The organism is Streptomyces sp. S186 (assembly GCF_051603415.1).
Taxonomy (GTDB): domain Bacteria; phylum Actinomycetota; class Actinomycetes; order Streptomycetales; family Streptomycetaceae; genus Streptomyces.
Window position 1 is genome coordinate 1,558,372 of record NZ_CP193932.1, and the last position, 16,276, is coordinate 1,574,647.

Genomic DNA, 16,276 nt, shown 5'->3' on the forward strand with positions numbered 1-16,276 from the left:
GGCTGCGGTCGATCACCTCGGTCCCGGGAGTCCGGGTATGAGGGGGCCTACAAAGGGGGTCGGGTGCTGGAATCACTGGGTTTGGATCCGCTCGCCGAACGGGTCTACCGTGCGATGCTGGCGTATCCAGCCGATGGCGTCGCGCAGTTGGCCGCACACCTGGAGATCTCCGAGTACGAGACCCGCAAGGGCCTCGACACGCTCAGCGCGCTCGCGTTGGTGCGCCCTTCCGAGAGCGAGGGCATCGGATTCCGGACGGTCGCCCCCGAGGTGGCGATGGAAATCCTCTTGGCGCAGCAGCAGGCCGAGCTCGCCGCGCAGCAGCAGCGGCTGGAAGCCTCGCGAGCCGCCGCTGCACGGCTGATCGCCGAGTGTTCGACGCTCACCCCCCAGGCCGGGAGCCTGGATGCGGAGCAGCAGATCCGGGGTGCAGAGGCAATCCGGGAGCGGCTGGCGCGGCTCGGCGACACCGCCGAGTCCGAGGTGATGACCTTCGCGCCGGGCGGCGCCCATTCCACGGCGGACCTGGAAGCCAGCCGGGGACCGAACGCCGCGCTGCTCGCTCGCGGGGTGCGCATGCGCACGGTCTACCTGGACAGTGTCCGCAACCACCAGCCCACCCTGGACCACGTGGCGTGGCTGAACAGCCAGGGCGGACGCGTGCGCACTGCTCCCACGCTTCCCGTTCGGATGATCATCGTTGACCGGCGGCAGGCAGTGCTCCCCATGGACACCTCCGATGCCCGCGCCGGCGCGGTGATCCTCTCCGTGGAGGGCGTGGTCGCCGCGTTGTGCGCGCTGTTCGAAAGTGTGTGGGCCACGGCCGTTCCGCTGGGCGACGCCGCCTCCCCCGACCCCTCCGGGCTCTCTCCGCAGGAGGCGGAGAGCCTGTCCCTGCTCGCGCAGGGGCTGACCGACCAGGCCATCGCCACCCGGCTCGGCGTCTCACCGCGGACCGCCCGTCGCGTGGCGGCCGATCTCATGGAGCGTCTGGAAGCACGGAGCCGGTTCCAGGCCGGTGTCCACGCGGTCCGCAACGGCTGGCTCCCGCGTACCGGATAAACGGCGCCCGCCGACCGGCCTGCCACTGGACGGAATGTGCCAAGGCCGGTTTCGTCCAGTGGAAATCCCTTCCTTCCGCCCTTGCGCATCGCCACAGTGGAAAACGTCGGAAGGAAGTCGACGGGAGTCGGCAGAGGGCTCCTGCAGTGAACTCCCGATGCATTTTCGTGTTGCTCGGCCCATGTTTCCTGGAGACGTACCAGTGAGTGCCTTAAACAACCTCAAGTTCGCTGTCGGAGGCCGGTCCGCGAGGGTCATCGCACTGTCCCTGGCCGTGCCTGTGCTGGCCCTGGCGGCAATTTCCGGGCCCAACGAGGATTCCGTTCGGCACACCACCACCGGCGTGGTAGGCGCCACCACCCCCGTTTCCTCCGCCCCCGCCGACGATGACGATCTGACATGGGGCCAGTAGTCGTCGGGTGAATCCGCTCGGTGCCCGTCGAACTTCGGTTTTCCACCCAAGGCTTTGGAGAGGTGTGTGAGCAGCAGCATGTCCATACGCAATGACCTGGTTCTGGAGGACACCACGCTGCGCGACGGCGAGCAGACGCCGGGCGTGGCCTTCTCGAAGGAGACCAAGACCAGGATTCTGGACACCCTCATCGCCGCGGGGGTGCAGTCGGTGGAGATCGGCATCCCGGCCATGGGAGGGGAGGAACTGGACTTCATCCGTTCGTGCGTGGACCGCCAGGACGAGGCTCGGCTGGTCGTCTGGCACCGCGGCGTCCGTGAGGACGTCGAGCGCTCCCTCGACATGGGCTTCAACTCCGTGCACATCGGCCTGCCGACGTCCGCCGGGCATCTGAAGGCGAGCGTCCGCAAGGACCGCACCTGGCTGCTGGCGACTGCCCGGGACCTCGTCCGCATGGCCAAGGACCGCGGCGCCTTCGTCTCCATCAGCGCCGAAGACATCGCACGTACCGAGATCTCCTTCCTCCAGGAATACGCCGGCGTCGTCAAAGAGGCAGGCGCCGACCGGCTGCGGCTGTCCGACACCGTCGGGCTGCTGGGTCCGGAGGCGTACGGCGAACGGGTCGGCGCCGTGGTGGCAACGACCGGCATCGATGTCCAATGCCACGCCCACAACGACTTCGGGCTGGCCACCGCCAACACCCTGGCCGGGCTCAAGGCCGGTGCGCGGTACTTCCACGTGACGGTCAACGCCATCGGCGAGCGAGCCGGCATGGCCGATCTGGCCCAGGTCGTCGTGGCGCTCAAGAAGCTGTACGACCGGGACCTCGGCATCGACCTGACGAAGCTCAAGGAGCTGAGTCTGCTCGTCTCCGAGGCAGCCAGGCATCCCGTCCTGCCCTGGCAGCCGGTCATCGGCGACAACGTCTTCGCGCACGAGTCCGGCATTCACGCCAACGGCATGCTCCGCGACACCTCTACCTTCGAGCCCTTCCCGCCCGAACACGTCGGCGGCGAGCGGCGCTATGTGCTCGGCAAACACTCCGGCCGGGCACTGGTCGCCTGGGCGCTGGAGCAGCAGGGCGTCGAACCAAGGGACGAACTGCTCGCCCAGTGCCTCGAGGAGGTCCGGGCGCAGTCCATCCGTACCGGTGGCGCCGTCTCCCAGGAGGACCTGGTCGGCATCTACAAGCAGGCGCTCGCCGCGACCGCTGTCTGATCCCCGACGCGGGTCCGCGGATTCGCACTTCGGTCCTGACCCCTGGCGCTGATCCGCGCGCCACGCCGTGCGCGGGTGAGCGCACGGCGTGGCGCCCTAGGGGCCGCGGCCCCCGCCCGACACCCTGGAGGAAGAGCCACGCCATGCACGCCACGTACGCCGGGCACGATCTGCTGCGAACGCTCCAACTACCGGACGGGACGGGCCGATTCGTCAGCCTCACCGCGGCCGAGGAGAGTGGGGTCGCCGGCCTGTCCACCGCTCCCCGCACCGTGCGGATCCTGGTGGAGAACGTCCTGCGTTCCGCGGTGACGGCGGCCGACGGCCACGACGGCGCTGACGAAGCGCTCGGCCGGGCGGTCTCCGCCGCCACCGCACTGGTCTTGGCCTGTGCGGGCGCCGGAGCGGAGCAGGAGACCGCGCTGCGTCCCACCCGACTGATCCTCCAGGACCACACCGGCGTTCCCGTGCTGGCGGACCTCGCCTCCCTGCGCTCCCTCCTTCAGGAGCGGGGACTCGACCCGCGGCGCGCCCGGCCCGCGCTGCCGGTCGACCTGGTCGTCGACCACTCCGTCGAGGTGGATGCCTGGGCACGGCCGGACGCGGTACGTCTCAACATGGCCCGCGAACACCGGCTCAACCACGAGCGCTTCCGCTTCCTGCGCTGGGCGCAGCAGGGCATACCGGGACTGCGGGTGGTGCCGCCCGGCCGGGGCATCGTCCACCAGATGCATCTGGAGCACCTGGCCCGCCTGGTGATGCCGGACCCCGCCGGGCTGCTCGCACCCGACCTCGTGCTGGGGACCGACTCGCACACCCCGATGGCGGGCGGGCTCGGCGTGCTGGGCTGGGGTGTCGGCGGCATCGAGGCCGAGACTGCGCTGCTGGGCCACGCGATCTCACTGCTGAGCCCCCCGGTGCTGGGTGTGCGGCTCGTCGGCGAACTGCCCGCGGGCAGCACGGCGACGGACCTCGCGCTCACCATGACGCAGTTCCTGCGCCGGACCGGTGTCGTGGGGGAATTCGTCGAGTTCTTCGGCCCCGGTGTGGGCACGCTTGCCGTGCCGGACCGTGCGACCGTGGCCAACATGGCGCCGGAATACGGCAGTACCGTGGCGTTCTTCCCGGTGGACGAGGCCACTCTTGACTACCTGCGGTTGACCGGCCGTTCGCCCGCCGAGGTCGCGCGGGTCGAGACGTATACCAAGGAGCAGGGGCTGTTCGTGCCGCTCGGCGACGGCGGTGCCGAGCCGGTCTGCGCGCGCACCCTCGAGTTCGATCTGTCCGCCGTCGAGCCCAGCGTCGCCGGGCCGCGCCGCCCTCAGGAGCGCCTGCCGCTCAGCGCGGTGGCCGCCGGCTTCCCGGCGTCCGGCAACGGAGCGACGCAGGCGCCGCGCACCACTGCGGGCCCTGCTGCCGTGCCGGACGGCGCCATCGCCATCGCGGCCATCACCAGCTGCACCAACACCTCCAACCCGCGGTCCATGGTCACGGCGGGGCTCGTGGCGCGGAAGGCCGTGGAACGCGGCATGAGAGTCCCGAATTGGGTCAAGACCACCCTCGCGCCCGGTTCCCGGGCGGTGGTCCACTACCTGAACGCCGCAGGTCTCGTGCCCCATCTGGAGAAGCTCGGTTTCGGCGTGGCCGGTTACGGCTGCACCACCTGCATCGGCAACTCCGGCGGACTGCCCGACGTGGCCACCGAAGCGGCCCGGGCCGGTGTCCGGCTCGCGGCCGTGCTCTCCGGAAACCGCAACTTCGAAGGACGGATCCACCCCGACATCGCCGCCGCCTACCTCGCCTCCCCCGCGCTCGTGGTCGCCTTCGCGCTCGCCGGTACGGTGCGGTGCGACCTCTCCTCCCAACCCCTCGGCGTCGACGCCGAAGGCCGCCCGGTCCACCTCGCCGAGCTGTGGCCCGCCCCGGAGGAGATCACCGAGGCCGTCGGACAGGTGTCGCGCGAGCACTTCCAGCGGGAGAAGGCACATCTCTTCTCAGGCGGTGCGGAGTGGACGGGCCTTGAGTTCCCGTCGGGTCCGGTCTACGACTGGCCCGCCGACTCCACCTACCTGCTGCGCTCCCCGTTCTTCGAGGAGCAGGCCGAGGGAGGCAGCCTGACGGAGCTGCACGGGGCGCGTGTCCTGGTCTTCGCCGGCGACTCGACCACCACCGACCACATCTCCCCGGCCGGAACCATCACCGAGGACTCCCCGGCAGGCCGCTACCTGTCCGCGGCCGGGGTGCCACCCGCGCAGTACAACTCCTACGGCTGCCGGCGGGGCAACCACGAGGTCCTGGTCCGCGGCGCCTTCGCCAACGCGAAGTTCCGCAACCGCCTCACCCCCTCCCACCAGGGCAGCCACACCCTCTATCTGCCGACCGGCCGCCGGATGAGCGTGCACGCCGCGGCCAACGCCTACGCGGACGACGGCATCCCGGTGGTGATCCTGGCCGGACGGGACTACGGATTCGGCAGTTCCCGGGACTGGGCCGCGAAGGGCCCAGCGCTCCTCGGGGTCCGCGCGGTCCTGGCCGAGAGTTTCGAGCGGATCCACCGCAGCAACCTGATCGGCATGGGCATCATCCCGCTTCAGTTCCCGCAGGGACAGAACGCCGACGCGCTGGGACTCACCGGCCACGAGGGCGTCGAGATCCGCGGGCTCGGGGCCCTGCGCCCCCGCGGGGAGGTCGATGTGGTGGCCCGGAACGCCGCGGGGGAACCCGTCGCGGAGTGGCGGATGCGGGCCCGCGTGGACACCGAACGGGAGCTGCGTTACGTGCGCCAGGGCGGCTTTCTGCGTGCGGTGGCGGCCGGGCTGCTCCACGGCGACGAGCCGTCAGCCGAAGGAGAGGAGCATTGACCGAAGCAACGCCCGGACGGAGGCCGTTCCGTGAACCCTGAGGTCGACCATGACTCCGCGGCGGTGGACGGCATGGCATTCAAGAACGCGATGTCTCTGCTCGCGAGTGCGTCGAACTTCAGTGAGGCCGCCGGGTTGCTGTCGATCCCCGCGAGGCACTCACCGAGGGTCAGGCTGTCTCCGGGCGCGACGAAGGCGTCGCTGTGAAGTTTACGCCCGGCGAGCCAGGCGTAGAAGGAAGGGCGGGCCACCTCCAGCAGTCTGCACAGGAAAGCGACGCCATGGGTGGTCATCTCCGCCTCGACGGACGCGTACGTGACGTTCGCCGATCGCCGCCGCGGGCGAGCCGCAGCGGGGTGTTCTCAGCGTCCAGCGCCAGTGCCGAACGGCGCCACTTCGTCGGCCAGCCCCTCCGACAGCTGCTCCAGTGCTGCCTTGGTCGCGCTGTATGCGGAGAACCCGGCGAAGGACAGCTGTCCGCCGAAACTGCTGATGTTCACGATCGATCCGCTGCCGCGCTCCGCATCTGCGGAAGCAGCGCCCGGGTCAGCCGCGCCGGGCCGAACACATGCGGCTCAAACAGGTCGCGCAGCTCCTCGTCGGTGGTCTCCTCGAACGCCCCGACCTGCGTGCGCCCGGCGTTGTTCACCAGCACGTCCACCCGGCCGTAGCGAGCCAGCACGTCGGCGGCCACCGCGTCGATCCGCTCGCCGTCGGTGACGTCCAGAGCGATCGCCTCCACCCGGTCGGGATCCGCGGCGACCAGGTCGGCCAATCCCTCGTGACCAACCAGACCTTGCCGTTGTCCGTCATCTCTTCGTCTCCTTGGTCGACTTTCGTTCGGGACCTGCCCGCCGACAGGTCCCATCCTTCGCCGGCATCCGGGAGCACGTCCAAGACCTGCTCGGCGCGGGTCTGGAGGAGGCGAGGAACGCCGCACTGCACACGTTGGTGATCGGCATGTCCACCAGCCCCGGCCGCGGTTTGCTGCCCGCCCTGCGAACCAGGCTGGTGTCCCACTACCCGCCCGCGCGGCCCGTCCTGCGGCAGGTCAACTGGTCCGACCCCAGTGCCGGGTTGGCGGACGGGACCAGCGATGTCGCCTTTGTCTGGCTGCCGCTGCCGGACGGCGACCGCTACCAGTATGCGGGGGTGGCCCAGGAACGACGCCTGGCGGCACTGCCGCAGGGGCACCCCGCTGGCGGCGCGGGCCGCAGCCGACAGCGAGGGGGCGGTGGACTTCACCGAGCTCCTGGACGAGCCGTTCCTCGCCCTCCCCTCCGAGGCCGGCCGGCTACGGGACTACTGGCTGGCCCTGGGCGAAGCTGGGCGCCGGCAGTTCGTGAACAGCGCACCCCGCCGGCCAGGGGAGCCACCAGCAGGTGTGCGATCACCGTCCGGCGAGCGCGGCGGCGGGTTCGGCGCGACCAAGGGTCAGGGCTTCGTCAGCCAGGACACCGGACGCCGTGCCGCCCGCAGCCGCTCCGACATCCGGCATCCGGCATCCGGCATCCGGCATCCGGCCGAGTCAGCGTTCCCAGTACTTGGCGACTGCCTGTGCGTAGGCCACTCGGTGGTCGAGTTCTGCGCTGTGGACGCGGAAGCGGCCGCGTGCGGACTCGGTGAGGGCCGCCCGGCCGAAGGGTTTGCCCGGCCTCTTCCACACCGTTCGCAGCGGCGCGGTGGTGGCGCCGGCGGGGGAGTCGGAGAGGGCCAGGGCGGCCATGTACAGCAGGACGAGGGGCAGCAGCACCAGGCACAGCAGCAGCGATGGCGTCGTCCCTTCCCGTCCGTGCAGCACCGTCCCGTCGGGCAGGTGGATCTCGTATGCGGGGCGCCACCGCTTCTTGCGCGGTGGCAGGCGCAGTTCGGCCAACTCCTCGTGATCCGGCGTGAGTACGGCGAGGCGGCCGCCGTCCTTGCGGACGACGACGGCCAGCGGAGCGGCGCAGGCAGGTCCGGCCGCGAGGGTGAAGCGTGGCTTGTGCCCGTGGCGGAGGGCATGGCCGTCGGGGACGCCGCGGAGTACGTGGACGGGAGCCGAGCCGCGGGGACGCAGTTCGTATCGGTCGGCGTCGGGGTGGCGGGTGAAGACAAGCGTCATGGGGGTTCCGTCCCTAGCCGAAGACCGCACGGACATCGTCAGCGGCCGGCGTCTTCGCGGAGGTCTCGTCGGATTGTTCCGCCGGGCGGATGGCCAGCGACTCACCGATCTGCCGCAGGATGCCGGTATACCGCGGCAGATCGGCGAAGCACGGCGTGGTCAGCGCGAGCACGATCAGCCAGCCTTGAATCGGCGAGGGGACGTACAACTCGATCTGGGCGAACTCCAACGCCGGGAGGACGGCCTCGCCCTCGGTCTCAGTGGCGTGCAGCGAGAGCACGGCCGGGCCACACGGCAGGTCCACGCGGGCGACGCTGCGATGCTCGTCGAGGGACAGCGTTTCCTGAAACGAGGCGGCGATGACTTCCGGCGCCTCCGGGGCCACGGCCTCTGCACGTACCAGGAGATGAGCGGTGCTTGCGGCGCCGTCCTCCGTCTCGTAGAGGGCGACGGAGGCGTGCAGAAGCTCGTCGGCGGTCAGAGACGCGGTGAGGTCGGAGTAGAGGGTCGCGGTGGTCTCGCGCTGGAATTCGGTACCACCTGGCCAGATCTTCTCCGCCAGCTCCCACAGGGCGGCGTCGAGGACGTCCGCGGGGAGGTGCAGTGGTAGTTCGTGGAAACCTTCGGGGGTGTCCAACGCGACCGAGACGCTTTGCGGGGACAGCGCCATCACAGCCTCCCCGCAGCCGGTGTGCCGGTATCGGTGATCTGAGTGTGGGTGTCGATGGCGATGCCTGGCAGTTGCTGAGCCACCTGCGGGCCCTTCGACCACCAGGAGAGCGGGTCGATGGAGCCGTCGGCCCGCATGGCTCCGCGCAGGGAGGTCTTGATCGCATCCGGGGTGAGGCCGCTGTCCAGGACCTTGGTCAGACCCTTGCTGATACCTGCCTCCTTGATGCTCGCGCCCACCACATCCTGGACGTGGCTGTTCCAGGCCAGCTTCATGCGGTTGCCGACCCCGGTTGCGGTGAAGACCTTGCTGCCGCCGACGTATTCCTTGCCCATCCCGAAGAGCGACTTTCCTTCCAGGGCCCGGCCGGTGAACCCGGCGTCACGCAGGGCGCGGATCTTGTTGACCTTGTCGATCGAGGCGACGGTGCGGCCTTCCACCTGCACCAGCTTCATGGGGACCTTGGCCCCCTTCATCGCGACGGAGCCGAACTTCCCGAACGGGATCACCCCGATTCCGTCACCCACGAGGTCCATGACGCCCACATCGGCTCCGCCGAGTTTCGCCGCTCCGTGCGTGGCGAGGGCCCCGAGGGAAGCTCCGGCGCTGGCGAGAGCCAGTGCGCCGGAGAGAGGCGGGCACCACATGGTGAGCAACGAGGCGACCCCCAGGATGCTGGAGGCGATCGAGAGCCAGTCGCCGATTTCCTTCAGCAGGTCGGCGTGCTTGGCACACCACTCCTGGATGCTGTGTCCCATGCGGGTGAAGAAGTCGCCGAGACCTTCCCAGAACCCCGGGTCCGGTGCGTTTTCCGTGGCGCGCCGGATGCGGTCGGCGATGGTTCGGGCCTCGTCCTGGTGATGGCCGAGGAGTTCCTCGGCCTTCTTGACGATGCCTTCCAACTCCTCGGTCGCGGAGTCCAGCCGGCTGCGGGCAGTGTCGAGGGCCCGGTCCGCCCGGTCCAAGCGGTCGCTTGCGGCGTCCATCCTCTTCTGCGCGGCATCGAGGGCGGCCTGGTCGGTGTAGAAGGTGCCGGCCAGGCGGAGGTCCGGGTTGGCTGCGGCCTCGTTGTAAGCCCGTTCTGCCTGCTCGTTCTCGGTCTTCCTGGTGGTCACCGTCTGCTTGGCCGCGGCGGCCTCCGCCTCGTACTGGCGGCCCTTGCTCTGGTACGAGGAGAGCGCGCTGTGCCAGGAGCGGAGCTGGGTCACCGCATCGCGCATGGCATCGCGGCTGTCACTCACGTATTTCGGCAGGTCACCGACGTTCTCGGCGAACGCGTTCGCCGCGTCACCCTGCCATTCGCCACCGCTCTTGCCGATGCGGGACAGTACGGCGTGGGCCGACTCCAAGGAGCGCTTGGCCGTGTCGAGCTTGCCGGTGAGGGAGTCGACGGATCCCAGGTCGCCGGGGGCCGGATTGAAGCCGAGGGCGGGGAAGTCCCGCGTGGTCATGAAGTCCCCTGTCGGATGGTCAAAGGTACGGATGGCTCGGGTGAGTGCAGGCCGTGCGGCGCTACTTGGCGTTCTTCGCGAAGGCGTCGCGCAGCGCGTGCTCCACCGATTCGTAGTTCTGCTTGACCAACTTGAGCTTGTCCTCGATGGCTTGCGTGCCGTCGGCGATCTTCTTGATCGCGTTGTCCCAGCTGTCGTGGAACTCGTCGCAGGCGTTGTCCAGGGCCTCCGCCCCCATCGACTTCGGACCGGTGTCCTTGAGCGCGTCCAGCGCCTTGCGCATGTTGTCCTGGCTGTCGTGCAGATCCTTCAGCAGACGTCCCAGACCGTCCGCCTCGACCTTGAAATAGCCGCCCATGCGCCCCCTGGTGATCCCTGTATCTCGGCATGGCCGTGCCAACATTACCCACACATGACCCATGCTTTGCCAGTGGATGGCTCTCATTCGCGTCGGAGTATCCACTCCGACACCGCTCCACCTGCCGCGACCTCGGTCGCAGAGTGCCGGCGTCGAGCGATACGCGCACGCCGCATCCGGCGCTCCGAGGCGGGACGCCGTCCGGGCGGGGCGGGGGCTCAGGCGCTCGCGCATCGGGCGGCGTTCGGCTTCGTCCCGGGCGGGGCCGCCGGCACGTGGCGCAGGTGGTGTCAGAGCGGTGGGACGCGGACGGCGGCGCCGGGCCGTGACAGGCAACCGGTGGCCGTCCTGGTCCCGAGCCGGGCGGTTGCCGGGACCGGGGCTGCGCGCCGGCCGCCGGCTTTCCCGGCCCGTCGTCGCCAGCGGCCGTCGTCACGCTGGCACCCTGGCCACCGCCACTGGGGTCGTGGCGGTGGCCAGGGCTCACCGCGTACGCCGGAGAGACAGGCACGGACAGCGGCTGGACCCCTCACCGGGAATAGCGCGGCCGGAACACACAGTCACCCGCCGTTCCCACGATCCTTGTGGGCGCTGTCGCCCACCCGCTCAGCGATTTCGCTTCGCTGCCGTCCCGGCGCATGGCCGAGGAGGAGATCCCCGCTGGTCAGCAGATCGGAGGGTTGGGGGTCCCCCAGTCGCGCAGCACCTGGTTCGGTTGCCATACCCAGCCGTTGGCTTCGGGGGCATTGAGGTTCAGCCAATTGCCGTCAGGGGTTTGGCAGTTGATCGTGACCGGCTGACCGTTGTGCCCCTTGCCCACGAGCGCTCCGTCGGGAGCCGAGAGGATGTCGGCATCGGCGACGAAGCGCCCAGCCACTCCTGCCGCGGCTTGAGCCGCCTGTGCCTGCGGAGATATCAGCGTTGCTCCGAGAAAAGCAGCGGACAGGCCGACCAGTGTCAGCCGTGAAGTGAATTTCCGCACCAAGTCTCCATGGTTCGAGGCGATACCCGAGAGTGCCGGAATATCGCTTGGTCAATTCCATGTGCAGGCTATTGGGCGGTGATGAAATCCCGGTGTAGGGCGGAGTTCGCCGCGGACAGCAGTCGGTTGGCGTCGTCGCCTTCTGCGAAGGCATCTCCGAGTTTGTATTCGCGCTTGGTCCAAGGGTACTCCGGTGCGTTCGGAATGCTGAGCGTAGAGCCGACGAATGCGTGTGCCCTCCCGGCCTCGTAGTTGCTGGAGGGTGAGGCCGGAGGTTTCTTCCTGAGGGAAGCGCATGCCGTACATGCGGCGGGCGACCGCGACGCGCTCTTTGGGACGGGTGACGAGCTGAAGAGGGTGCCGGTCTTGAGGTCGTAGGTGTCGGGGACATCGACGGCGAGTTGGTCGCCGGCGGGATCCTCGACTGTGGCCCCCAGCGTCACTTCCGTCGCGCGAACTTGGCTGCGGCGGTGGGCGGATGCCTGCCACGGTACGGCCGTCAGCGCATCCGGGGACGCCGGGCGAGGCCGCCGAGTTCGGCACCCGGGTCCCACACTGGTTCGGCAGCACCGGGGACGGCCCCGTCGAACCGATGGCATAAGCCTGGCAGCGGATCGTGGCCCGGTAGTCAGCCTCAGGGGCCGTTCGGTCGTCGGCCCGCAGGAGGAGCCTCCCAACGAAAGTCGCGCTCCTGCCTGTGCCTGGCCGCCCTTGCCCACGCCGGGCAAGGGGGCCAGACCCGGTGCCGTGCGACTTTCGTCGTGGGGCGTCGCGACCTACGGCGGGTGCGGGGTCCGGTTGCGGCTGCTTACCGTGGCAGCGTGACTCGTGTGCAAGGTACGGACCGCCCTGTGGCCGCGGCCCGCCGCACGCCGGCGACGGTGCTGCGCGCGGCGTCCCGGCGGCTCGCCGACCCGGTCCGGGCACTCTTCGCCCCCGGAATGTGGACTGCGCGGCGCATCGTGGGCGAATCATTGCTCAGCGTGGTGCTCGGGCTGCTGGCGGCGGCTGACGAGGCCCTGTCCCAGGCCCTGCCCCCGACCGTGTTCCACGTCCTGCCAGGCGGCAGCACCCTGCGGATCGCCGCGGTGGGCCTGGCCGTGGCGCTGCTGACACCGCTGCGCCGGACGCTTCCCGCGACCGTCCTGCTGGTGACCGCCGTCGCCTCGGCGGAGTTCACGGGCCTCAGCCCCCTGCTCATGGTCGCCGCCTGGTCGGCCGGACGCCGGATCGACAGGGTCGGCAAAGCTGTCGGCGTCTTCGCTGCCGCGTACGTCCTGAGCCTGGGCGCGGCCGTCCTGCAGTCGATGGAGGCCATGCCGCTGACCCTCGCCCTGGCCGCCCCGCTGCTGCTGGTGATGGTGGTCGTACCCGGGCTCGTCAGCCGCTACTGGTCGCAGCGCCGCACGCTGACGGACACCCTCCGGGAGTACCACGCCCAGTTGCTGCGTGAGCGCGCGATGGTCGCCGGCCAGGCCCGGATGCGGGAGCGCCAGCGCATCGCGCAGGACATGCACGACAGCCTCGGCCACCAGCTCACACTCATCTCGGTACACACCGGAGCACTGGAAGTGGACCGGGAGCTGACCGGGCGGCAACGGGCAGCCGTAGGTGTGCTGCGCAAGGCATCAGTGGCCGCGTTGCACGAGCTGCGCGAGGTGGTAGGGCTCCTCCGAGACGGTACGGAAAGTCCCGGCCACACCGATGCCTCCCCCGCCCTGCACGCCTTGGGGGACGAAGACGCCACAGCGCCGTCACGCGGGGTGGCCGGCATCGAGCGCCTGGTGGAGGCATCCCGGAACGCGGGTACGGCCGTGGAACTGCGACGCTCCGGCGAACCGCGCGCGCTGGCCCCGACCGCCGATCACGCGGCGTACCGCATCGCCCAGGAGGGACTGACCAACGCCCACAAGCATGCCCCCGGCGCCCCGATCACCATCGCACTGCGGTACGAGCCAGACGCACTGGTCGTGGAGGTCGCCAACGACCCCGTCCCCGAGACGACAAGCACCGGTAGCCGGAATGTGGTGAGCGGCGGCCAGGGACTGACCGGGCTCGGTGAACGGACCCGGCTCATCGGCGGCATGGTGCACGCGGCCCCGACACCGGATGGCGGCTTCCGACTGGCGGGCGTCCTGCCGTACGCCACACCAGCACAGGCACAGACCCAGGCACGCTCGACGTTCGTCGACCCCACGGACGACTTTCGGGAGCAGATCCCAGCCGCTGCCCCGGGCAAGGCTGATCCAGACATCGACGGAATCGGCCTGCCGAAGGAGCTGGTCAAGGCAATGAGCAGGAACAAGAAACGCAGCGGCATCGCCATCGGCTGCGGCATCACGGCACTGATCGGCCTGCTGCTGGTCGCCGCCGGGGCTTTCGCCGTGATCTTCCTGGTCGGCGAGTCGGGCAAGGCCATGATCGAGCCGAAGCAGTACGACGCGATCAAGGTGGGCCAGTCCGAGGCGGAGGTCCGCGCCACACTGCCCCGCGGAGACTCGTTCCTGGCCCACGGCCTGGACAAAGGCGCCCCACCCGAACCCAAGGCAGCCCAGTGCCTCACGCTGATGTCCAGCGAGAACGGCAGCAGCTGGAACAAGGAACCGGTCTTCCGCTTCTGCTTCCTCGACGGCAAGCTGATCGAGAAGAAAGCCTTCGAGGTCACCGACTGAGAGGGCAATACGCGACGGAGTCGATTCCACCTTGAAGTTGCTCGTCACAGAGCTGGTGTGGGTCGCGGCCGGCCTGCTCGTGCCGGACGGTGAGCGGATGACCGCGGGGCGCCCGGCGGCCGGCGGCGATGACCGAGTCGTCGGGGTCATCGTCCGCCGGTTAGGCCGAAGTCCGCGAACGCCCCAACTCCAGCGTCCCGCAGGCGAGTAATGATTTTGCTGGCGCTGGGTGGTGATCTCGCTGAAGCGGTCCGGCCATACCGCCGAGATCCACACCAGAATCCGGCTCATGATCCCTTCGCGGACACGAACCCCACGCCACGCACAGACAACAGTGCAGATCACTGAGGGGCTACCCAAGGTCGGGATTGGAATTCCCAGCTGAGTGAGCCAGGTGGCAACTTGGTCAGAGAACGTTCAACCGCGATACCCGGCCGAGGAGATCCCACAAGGAGGCATGCGCCCTCACGCCGACTGGGCTGCTACCCATGCAGCGCTGGCAGCCGGTGGAATGCCGACGGCCCCGGCAGGCGCGCAGCACCCCGAGACCGACCTCCAGAAGCTGTTCACCCAGGCCGCCCTGCATGGATTACGGCCACGGCCACCCACAGGCGGCGCAACACCTCAAGATCAGCTAACTTAGGCTCACCTAACCAATCATCCCGCATGTCACCAGGGGAGCACACGCTGGCCCAGTCAACGCACCGTGCACAGCAGCCAACCCACATCAACTCCCCCGACACCCAGGCCACATGGACACGCGCGGTACGACTCGCGGGCACCTGCGGAATCCTGGCCTCCATCGCCTGGCTCCTCGGCGACATCCTCCTGCTGGGCAAGCCCATGGCCTCCTCAGACCGCTACCCGATCCTGGGCGCGTACGACGGCGTCACCGGCGACTCCCTCGCCGCGATGCTTCCCGCCTCCACCACCCGCCTGGCCTGGGGCGCCCTGCTCGGCGTACTGACCGGCCCGCTCCATCTCGCCGCCTGCCGGCACCTCTACCGCGGCCTGCGCCCGGCCCGCCAGCTCCTCCCCCTCCCCCGTTCCTCCTCCTGACCTGCTGGCTCACCGCTTCCCTGTGGATAACTGTCGCCATCCTGCGCGGCCCCACCTCGTTCCCCCGCTGGATATGCGCCGCCACCCCCCTCGCCTGCATCCTCATCGGCAACTCCTCGCCAAGGGCATCCCAGGCCCGGCAGACACCCCCCTCCAAGGCACCCAACTCAGCCTCGCCAACCTCATGTTCTTCACTCTGACCACCATCACCCTGTGGAACGCCCACCGCCGCACTGCCGCATCCACATCGGCGACGCCTCAGGATCACGCAGGGCCGCACCCGTAGCCGTCCGACCACCCGCGGACAGGTCCGAGCCTGACCGCAAGACGATCTACCCGGAATCCCGTTCGCCCCCAACACGCTCGGACTTGACCATCCGTCACTATCGCAGTGGCGTAGACGGGCGATCAGGACGACTCGGTGGTTGGAGGAGTGGGACGCTGACGCATCCTGCCATGATGTGTTTCTGGAGCTCGACGTCCGCGATACGGCGTTCGTTGACCCCGGAGTTGTAGAGGGTAACGATCCCCTGGATGACCGTGTGCTGGTCTTCGCGCGCCGCTGGTAGCGCACAGTCAACCCCGGCACACAGGGGTCCCGCCGGTATTGCTCCAGGATTGAACGCTAAGGGCTCTGGCCAACGCCGAGTATCGATTTGATCACTGACAGCCTCGTGGTCATGCCGTCTGCCTATGGCCGCAGGTTGACAGGCCGTGCCAGTTGAGTACCCATCGGATGCTCAGGTTGCCCGGTACGGGCGGTTCGCGGGTGAGCCGTCGGTTCAGGAGCTGGAGTCCTTCTTCAGGCTGGACACCGAGGCGTTGGAGATGGCCCGGTCGAAGCGCCGTTCCCATAACCGGCTGGGCTGGGGTGTGCAGTGGGGGACGGTGCGGATGCTGGGCACGTTCCTTTCCGAGCCGGCCGCAGTGCCGACGTCGGTGGCGGACTTCGTCGCGGAGCAGTTGGGGATCGACGATCCGTCGTGCCTGAAGCTGTATCCGGAGCGGTTGCCGACGCAGCACGAGCACGCGCGGGAGATCCGGAAGCTGCTGAAGCTGCGGGACTTCGAGGAGGGCGACCTGCCGCTGCGGGAGTACATCGCGGGGCGGGTGTGGGTGTCGACGGAGGGGCCGAGGGCGCTGTTCGACCGGGCGGTGACATGGCTGCTGCGCAACCGGGTGCTGCTGCCGGGGATGACGCCGCTGGCCTACCTGGTCGCGGAGGTGCGGCGGGGTGAGCAGGCGCTGATCTACTCGGTGGCGGACGCGCCGGTGACACCGGAGTTCCGCACACTTCCCGTCCAGGGCACCGGCTTCGGCAACAGGACGTTGACACCACTTGAGGCTCATGGGGCCGCTCGTCCACTCGGGGCAGACAGTCATCATCCCAACGCGCCCTGAGCGTGGCACGGACTCAGGTGCCGCCA

General features: G+C 69.4%; 12 protein-coding genes and 4 pseudogenes. 9 read left to right on the forward strand and 7 right to left on the reverse strand.

What is annotated here, in order from left to right:
- Positions 1 to 63: 63 nt before the first annotated feature.
- From ACRAS8_RS06770 to ACRAS8_RS06785, 4 genes are all read left to right on the forward strand, one after another.
- Positions 64 to 1,062 (forward strand): LuxR C-terminal-related transcriptional regulator, encoded by a 999-nt coding sequence (locus tag ACRAS8_RS06770; protein ID WP_438484872.1) that lies wholly within the window; start codon positions 64 to 66, stop codon positions 1,060 to 1,062.
- 490 nt (positions 1,063 to 1,552) lie between these two features.
- Entirely contained in the window at positions 1,553 to 2,692 is a 1,140-nt protein-coding gene (locus tag ACRAS8_RS06775; protein ID WP_438484873.1) for a homocitrate synthase/isopropylmalate synthase family protein, read from the forward strand.
- A 143-nt stretch (positions 2,693 to 2,835) separates the two neighbouring features.
- Positions 2,836 to 5,553, forward strand: coding sequence for an aconitate hydratase AcnA (gene acnA / locus ACRAS8_RS06780; protein ID WP_438484874.1), 2,718 nt, complete (start codon positions 2,836 to 2,838; stop codon positions 5,551 to 5,553).
- A 30-nt stretch (positions 5,554 to 5,583) separates the two neighbouring features.
- Positions 5,584 to 5,760, forward strand: coding sequence for a hypothetical protein (locus tag ACRAS8_RS06785; protein ID WP_438484875.1), 177 nt, complete (start codon positions 5,584 to 5,586; stop codon positions 5,758 to 5,760).
- Positions 5,761 to 5,933: 173 nt separating this feature from the next.
- Here the strand turns inward: ACRAS8_RS06785 and ACRAS8_RS06790 are convergent.
- A pseudogene (locus ACRAS8_RS06790) lies at positions 5,934 to 6,334 on the reverse strand (SDR family NAD(P)-dependent oxidoreductase); the annotation flags it as partial.
- Between the two features lie 128 nt (positions 6,335 to 6,462).
- On the opposite strand from ACRAS8_RS06790, the pseudogene ACRAS8_RS06795 reads away from it, so the two are divergent.
- Positions 6,463 to 6,892, forward strand: a pseudogene (locus ACRAS8_RS06795) (LysR substrate-binding domain-containing protein); the annotation flags it as partial.
- Between the two features lie 189 nt (positions 6,893 to 7,081).
- Here ACRAS8_RS06795 and ACRAS8_RS06800 read toward each other — a convergent pair.
- The 6 genes and pseudogenes from ACRAS8_RS06800 to ACRAS8_RS06825 all read right to left on the reverse strand — a co-directional run.
- Positions 7,082 to 7,657 (reverse strand): hypothetical protein, encoded by a 576-nt coding sequence (locus tag ACRAS8_RS06800; protein WP_018540308.1) that lies wholly within the window; start codon positions 7,655 to 7,657, stop codon positions 7,082 to 7,084.
- 13 nt (positions 7,658 to 7,670) lie between these two features.
- Complete coding sequence (locus ACRAS8_RS06805; RefSeq protein WP_438484876.1) at positions 7,671 to 8,327, reverse strand: hypothetical protein; 657 nt, start codon at positions 8,325 to 8,327, stop codon at positions 7,671 to 7,673.
- Positions 8,327 to 9,778, reverse strand: coding sequence for a putative T7SS-secreted protein (locus ACRAS8_RS06810; RefSeq protein WP_438484877.1), 1,452 nt, complete (start codon positions 9,776 to 9,778; stop codon positions 8,327 to 8,329). Before ACRAS8_RS06810 ends, ACRAS8_RS06805 begins: the two co-directional genes overlap by 1 nt.
- A 61-nt stretch (positions 9,779 to 9,839) precedes the next feature.
- The gene (locus tag ACRAS8_RS06815; RefSeq protein WP_018540305.1) at positions 9,840 to 10,136 is read right to left on the reverse strand and encodes a hypothetical protein; all 297 of its coding nucleotides are present in this window, start codon (positions 10,134 to 10,136) and stop codon (positions 9,840 to 9,842) included.
- A gap of 664 nt (positions 10,137 to 10,800) precedes the next feature.
- Positions 10,801 to 11,118 (reverse strand): hypothetical protein, encoded by a 318-nt coding sequence (locus ACRAS8_RS06820; RefSeq protein WP_438484878.1) that lies wholly within the window; start codon positions 11,116 to 11,118, stop codon positions 10,801 to 10,803.
- A gap of 92 nt (positions 11,119 to 11,210) precedes the next feature.
- Positions 11,211 to 11,466 (reverse strand): annotated as a pseudogene (locus tag ACRAS8_RS06825) (type I-E CRISPR-associated endonuclease Cas1e); the annotation flags it as partial.
- 169 nt (positions 11,467 to 11,635) lie between these two features.
- On the opposite strand from ACRAS8_RS06825, the pseudogene ACRAS8_RS06830 reads away from it, so the two are divergent.
- From ACRAS8_RS06830 to ACRAS8_RS06845, 4 genes and pseudogenes are all read left to right on the forward strand, one after another.
- A pseudogene (locus tag ACRAS8_RS06830) lies at positions 11,636 to 11,707 on the forward strand (XRE family transcriptional regulator); the annotation flags it as partial.
- Positions 11,708 to 12,059: 352 nt separating this feature from the next.
- The gene (locus ACRAS8_RS06835) at positions 12,060 to 13,790 is read left to right on the forward strand and encodes a sensor histidine kinase (protein WP_438490363.1); all 1,731 of its coding nucleotides are present in this window, start codon (positions 12,060 to 12,062) and stop codon (positions 13,788 to 13,790) included.
- A gap of 666 nt (positions 13,791 to 14,456) precedes the next feature.
- Positions 14,457 to 14,849: a hypothetical protein gene (locus tag ACRAS8_RS06840; RefSeq protein ID WP_438484879.1), complete on the forward strand. Its 393-nt coding sequence runs from the start codon at positions 14,457 to 14,459 to the stop codon at positions 14,847 to 14,849.
- A gap of 714 nt (positions 14,850 to 15,563) precedes the next feature.
- Positions 15,564 to 16,250 carry a DUF4158 domain-containing protein gene (locus ACRAS8_RS06845; RefSeq protein WP_438484880.1) on the forward strand — a complete coding sequence of 229 codons (687 nt, stop codon included), beginning with the start codon at positions 15,564 to 15,566 and terminating at the stop codon, positions 16,248 to 16,250.
- The last annotated feature ends 26 nt before the right edge of the window (positions 16,251 to 16,276 follow it).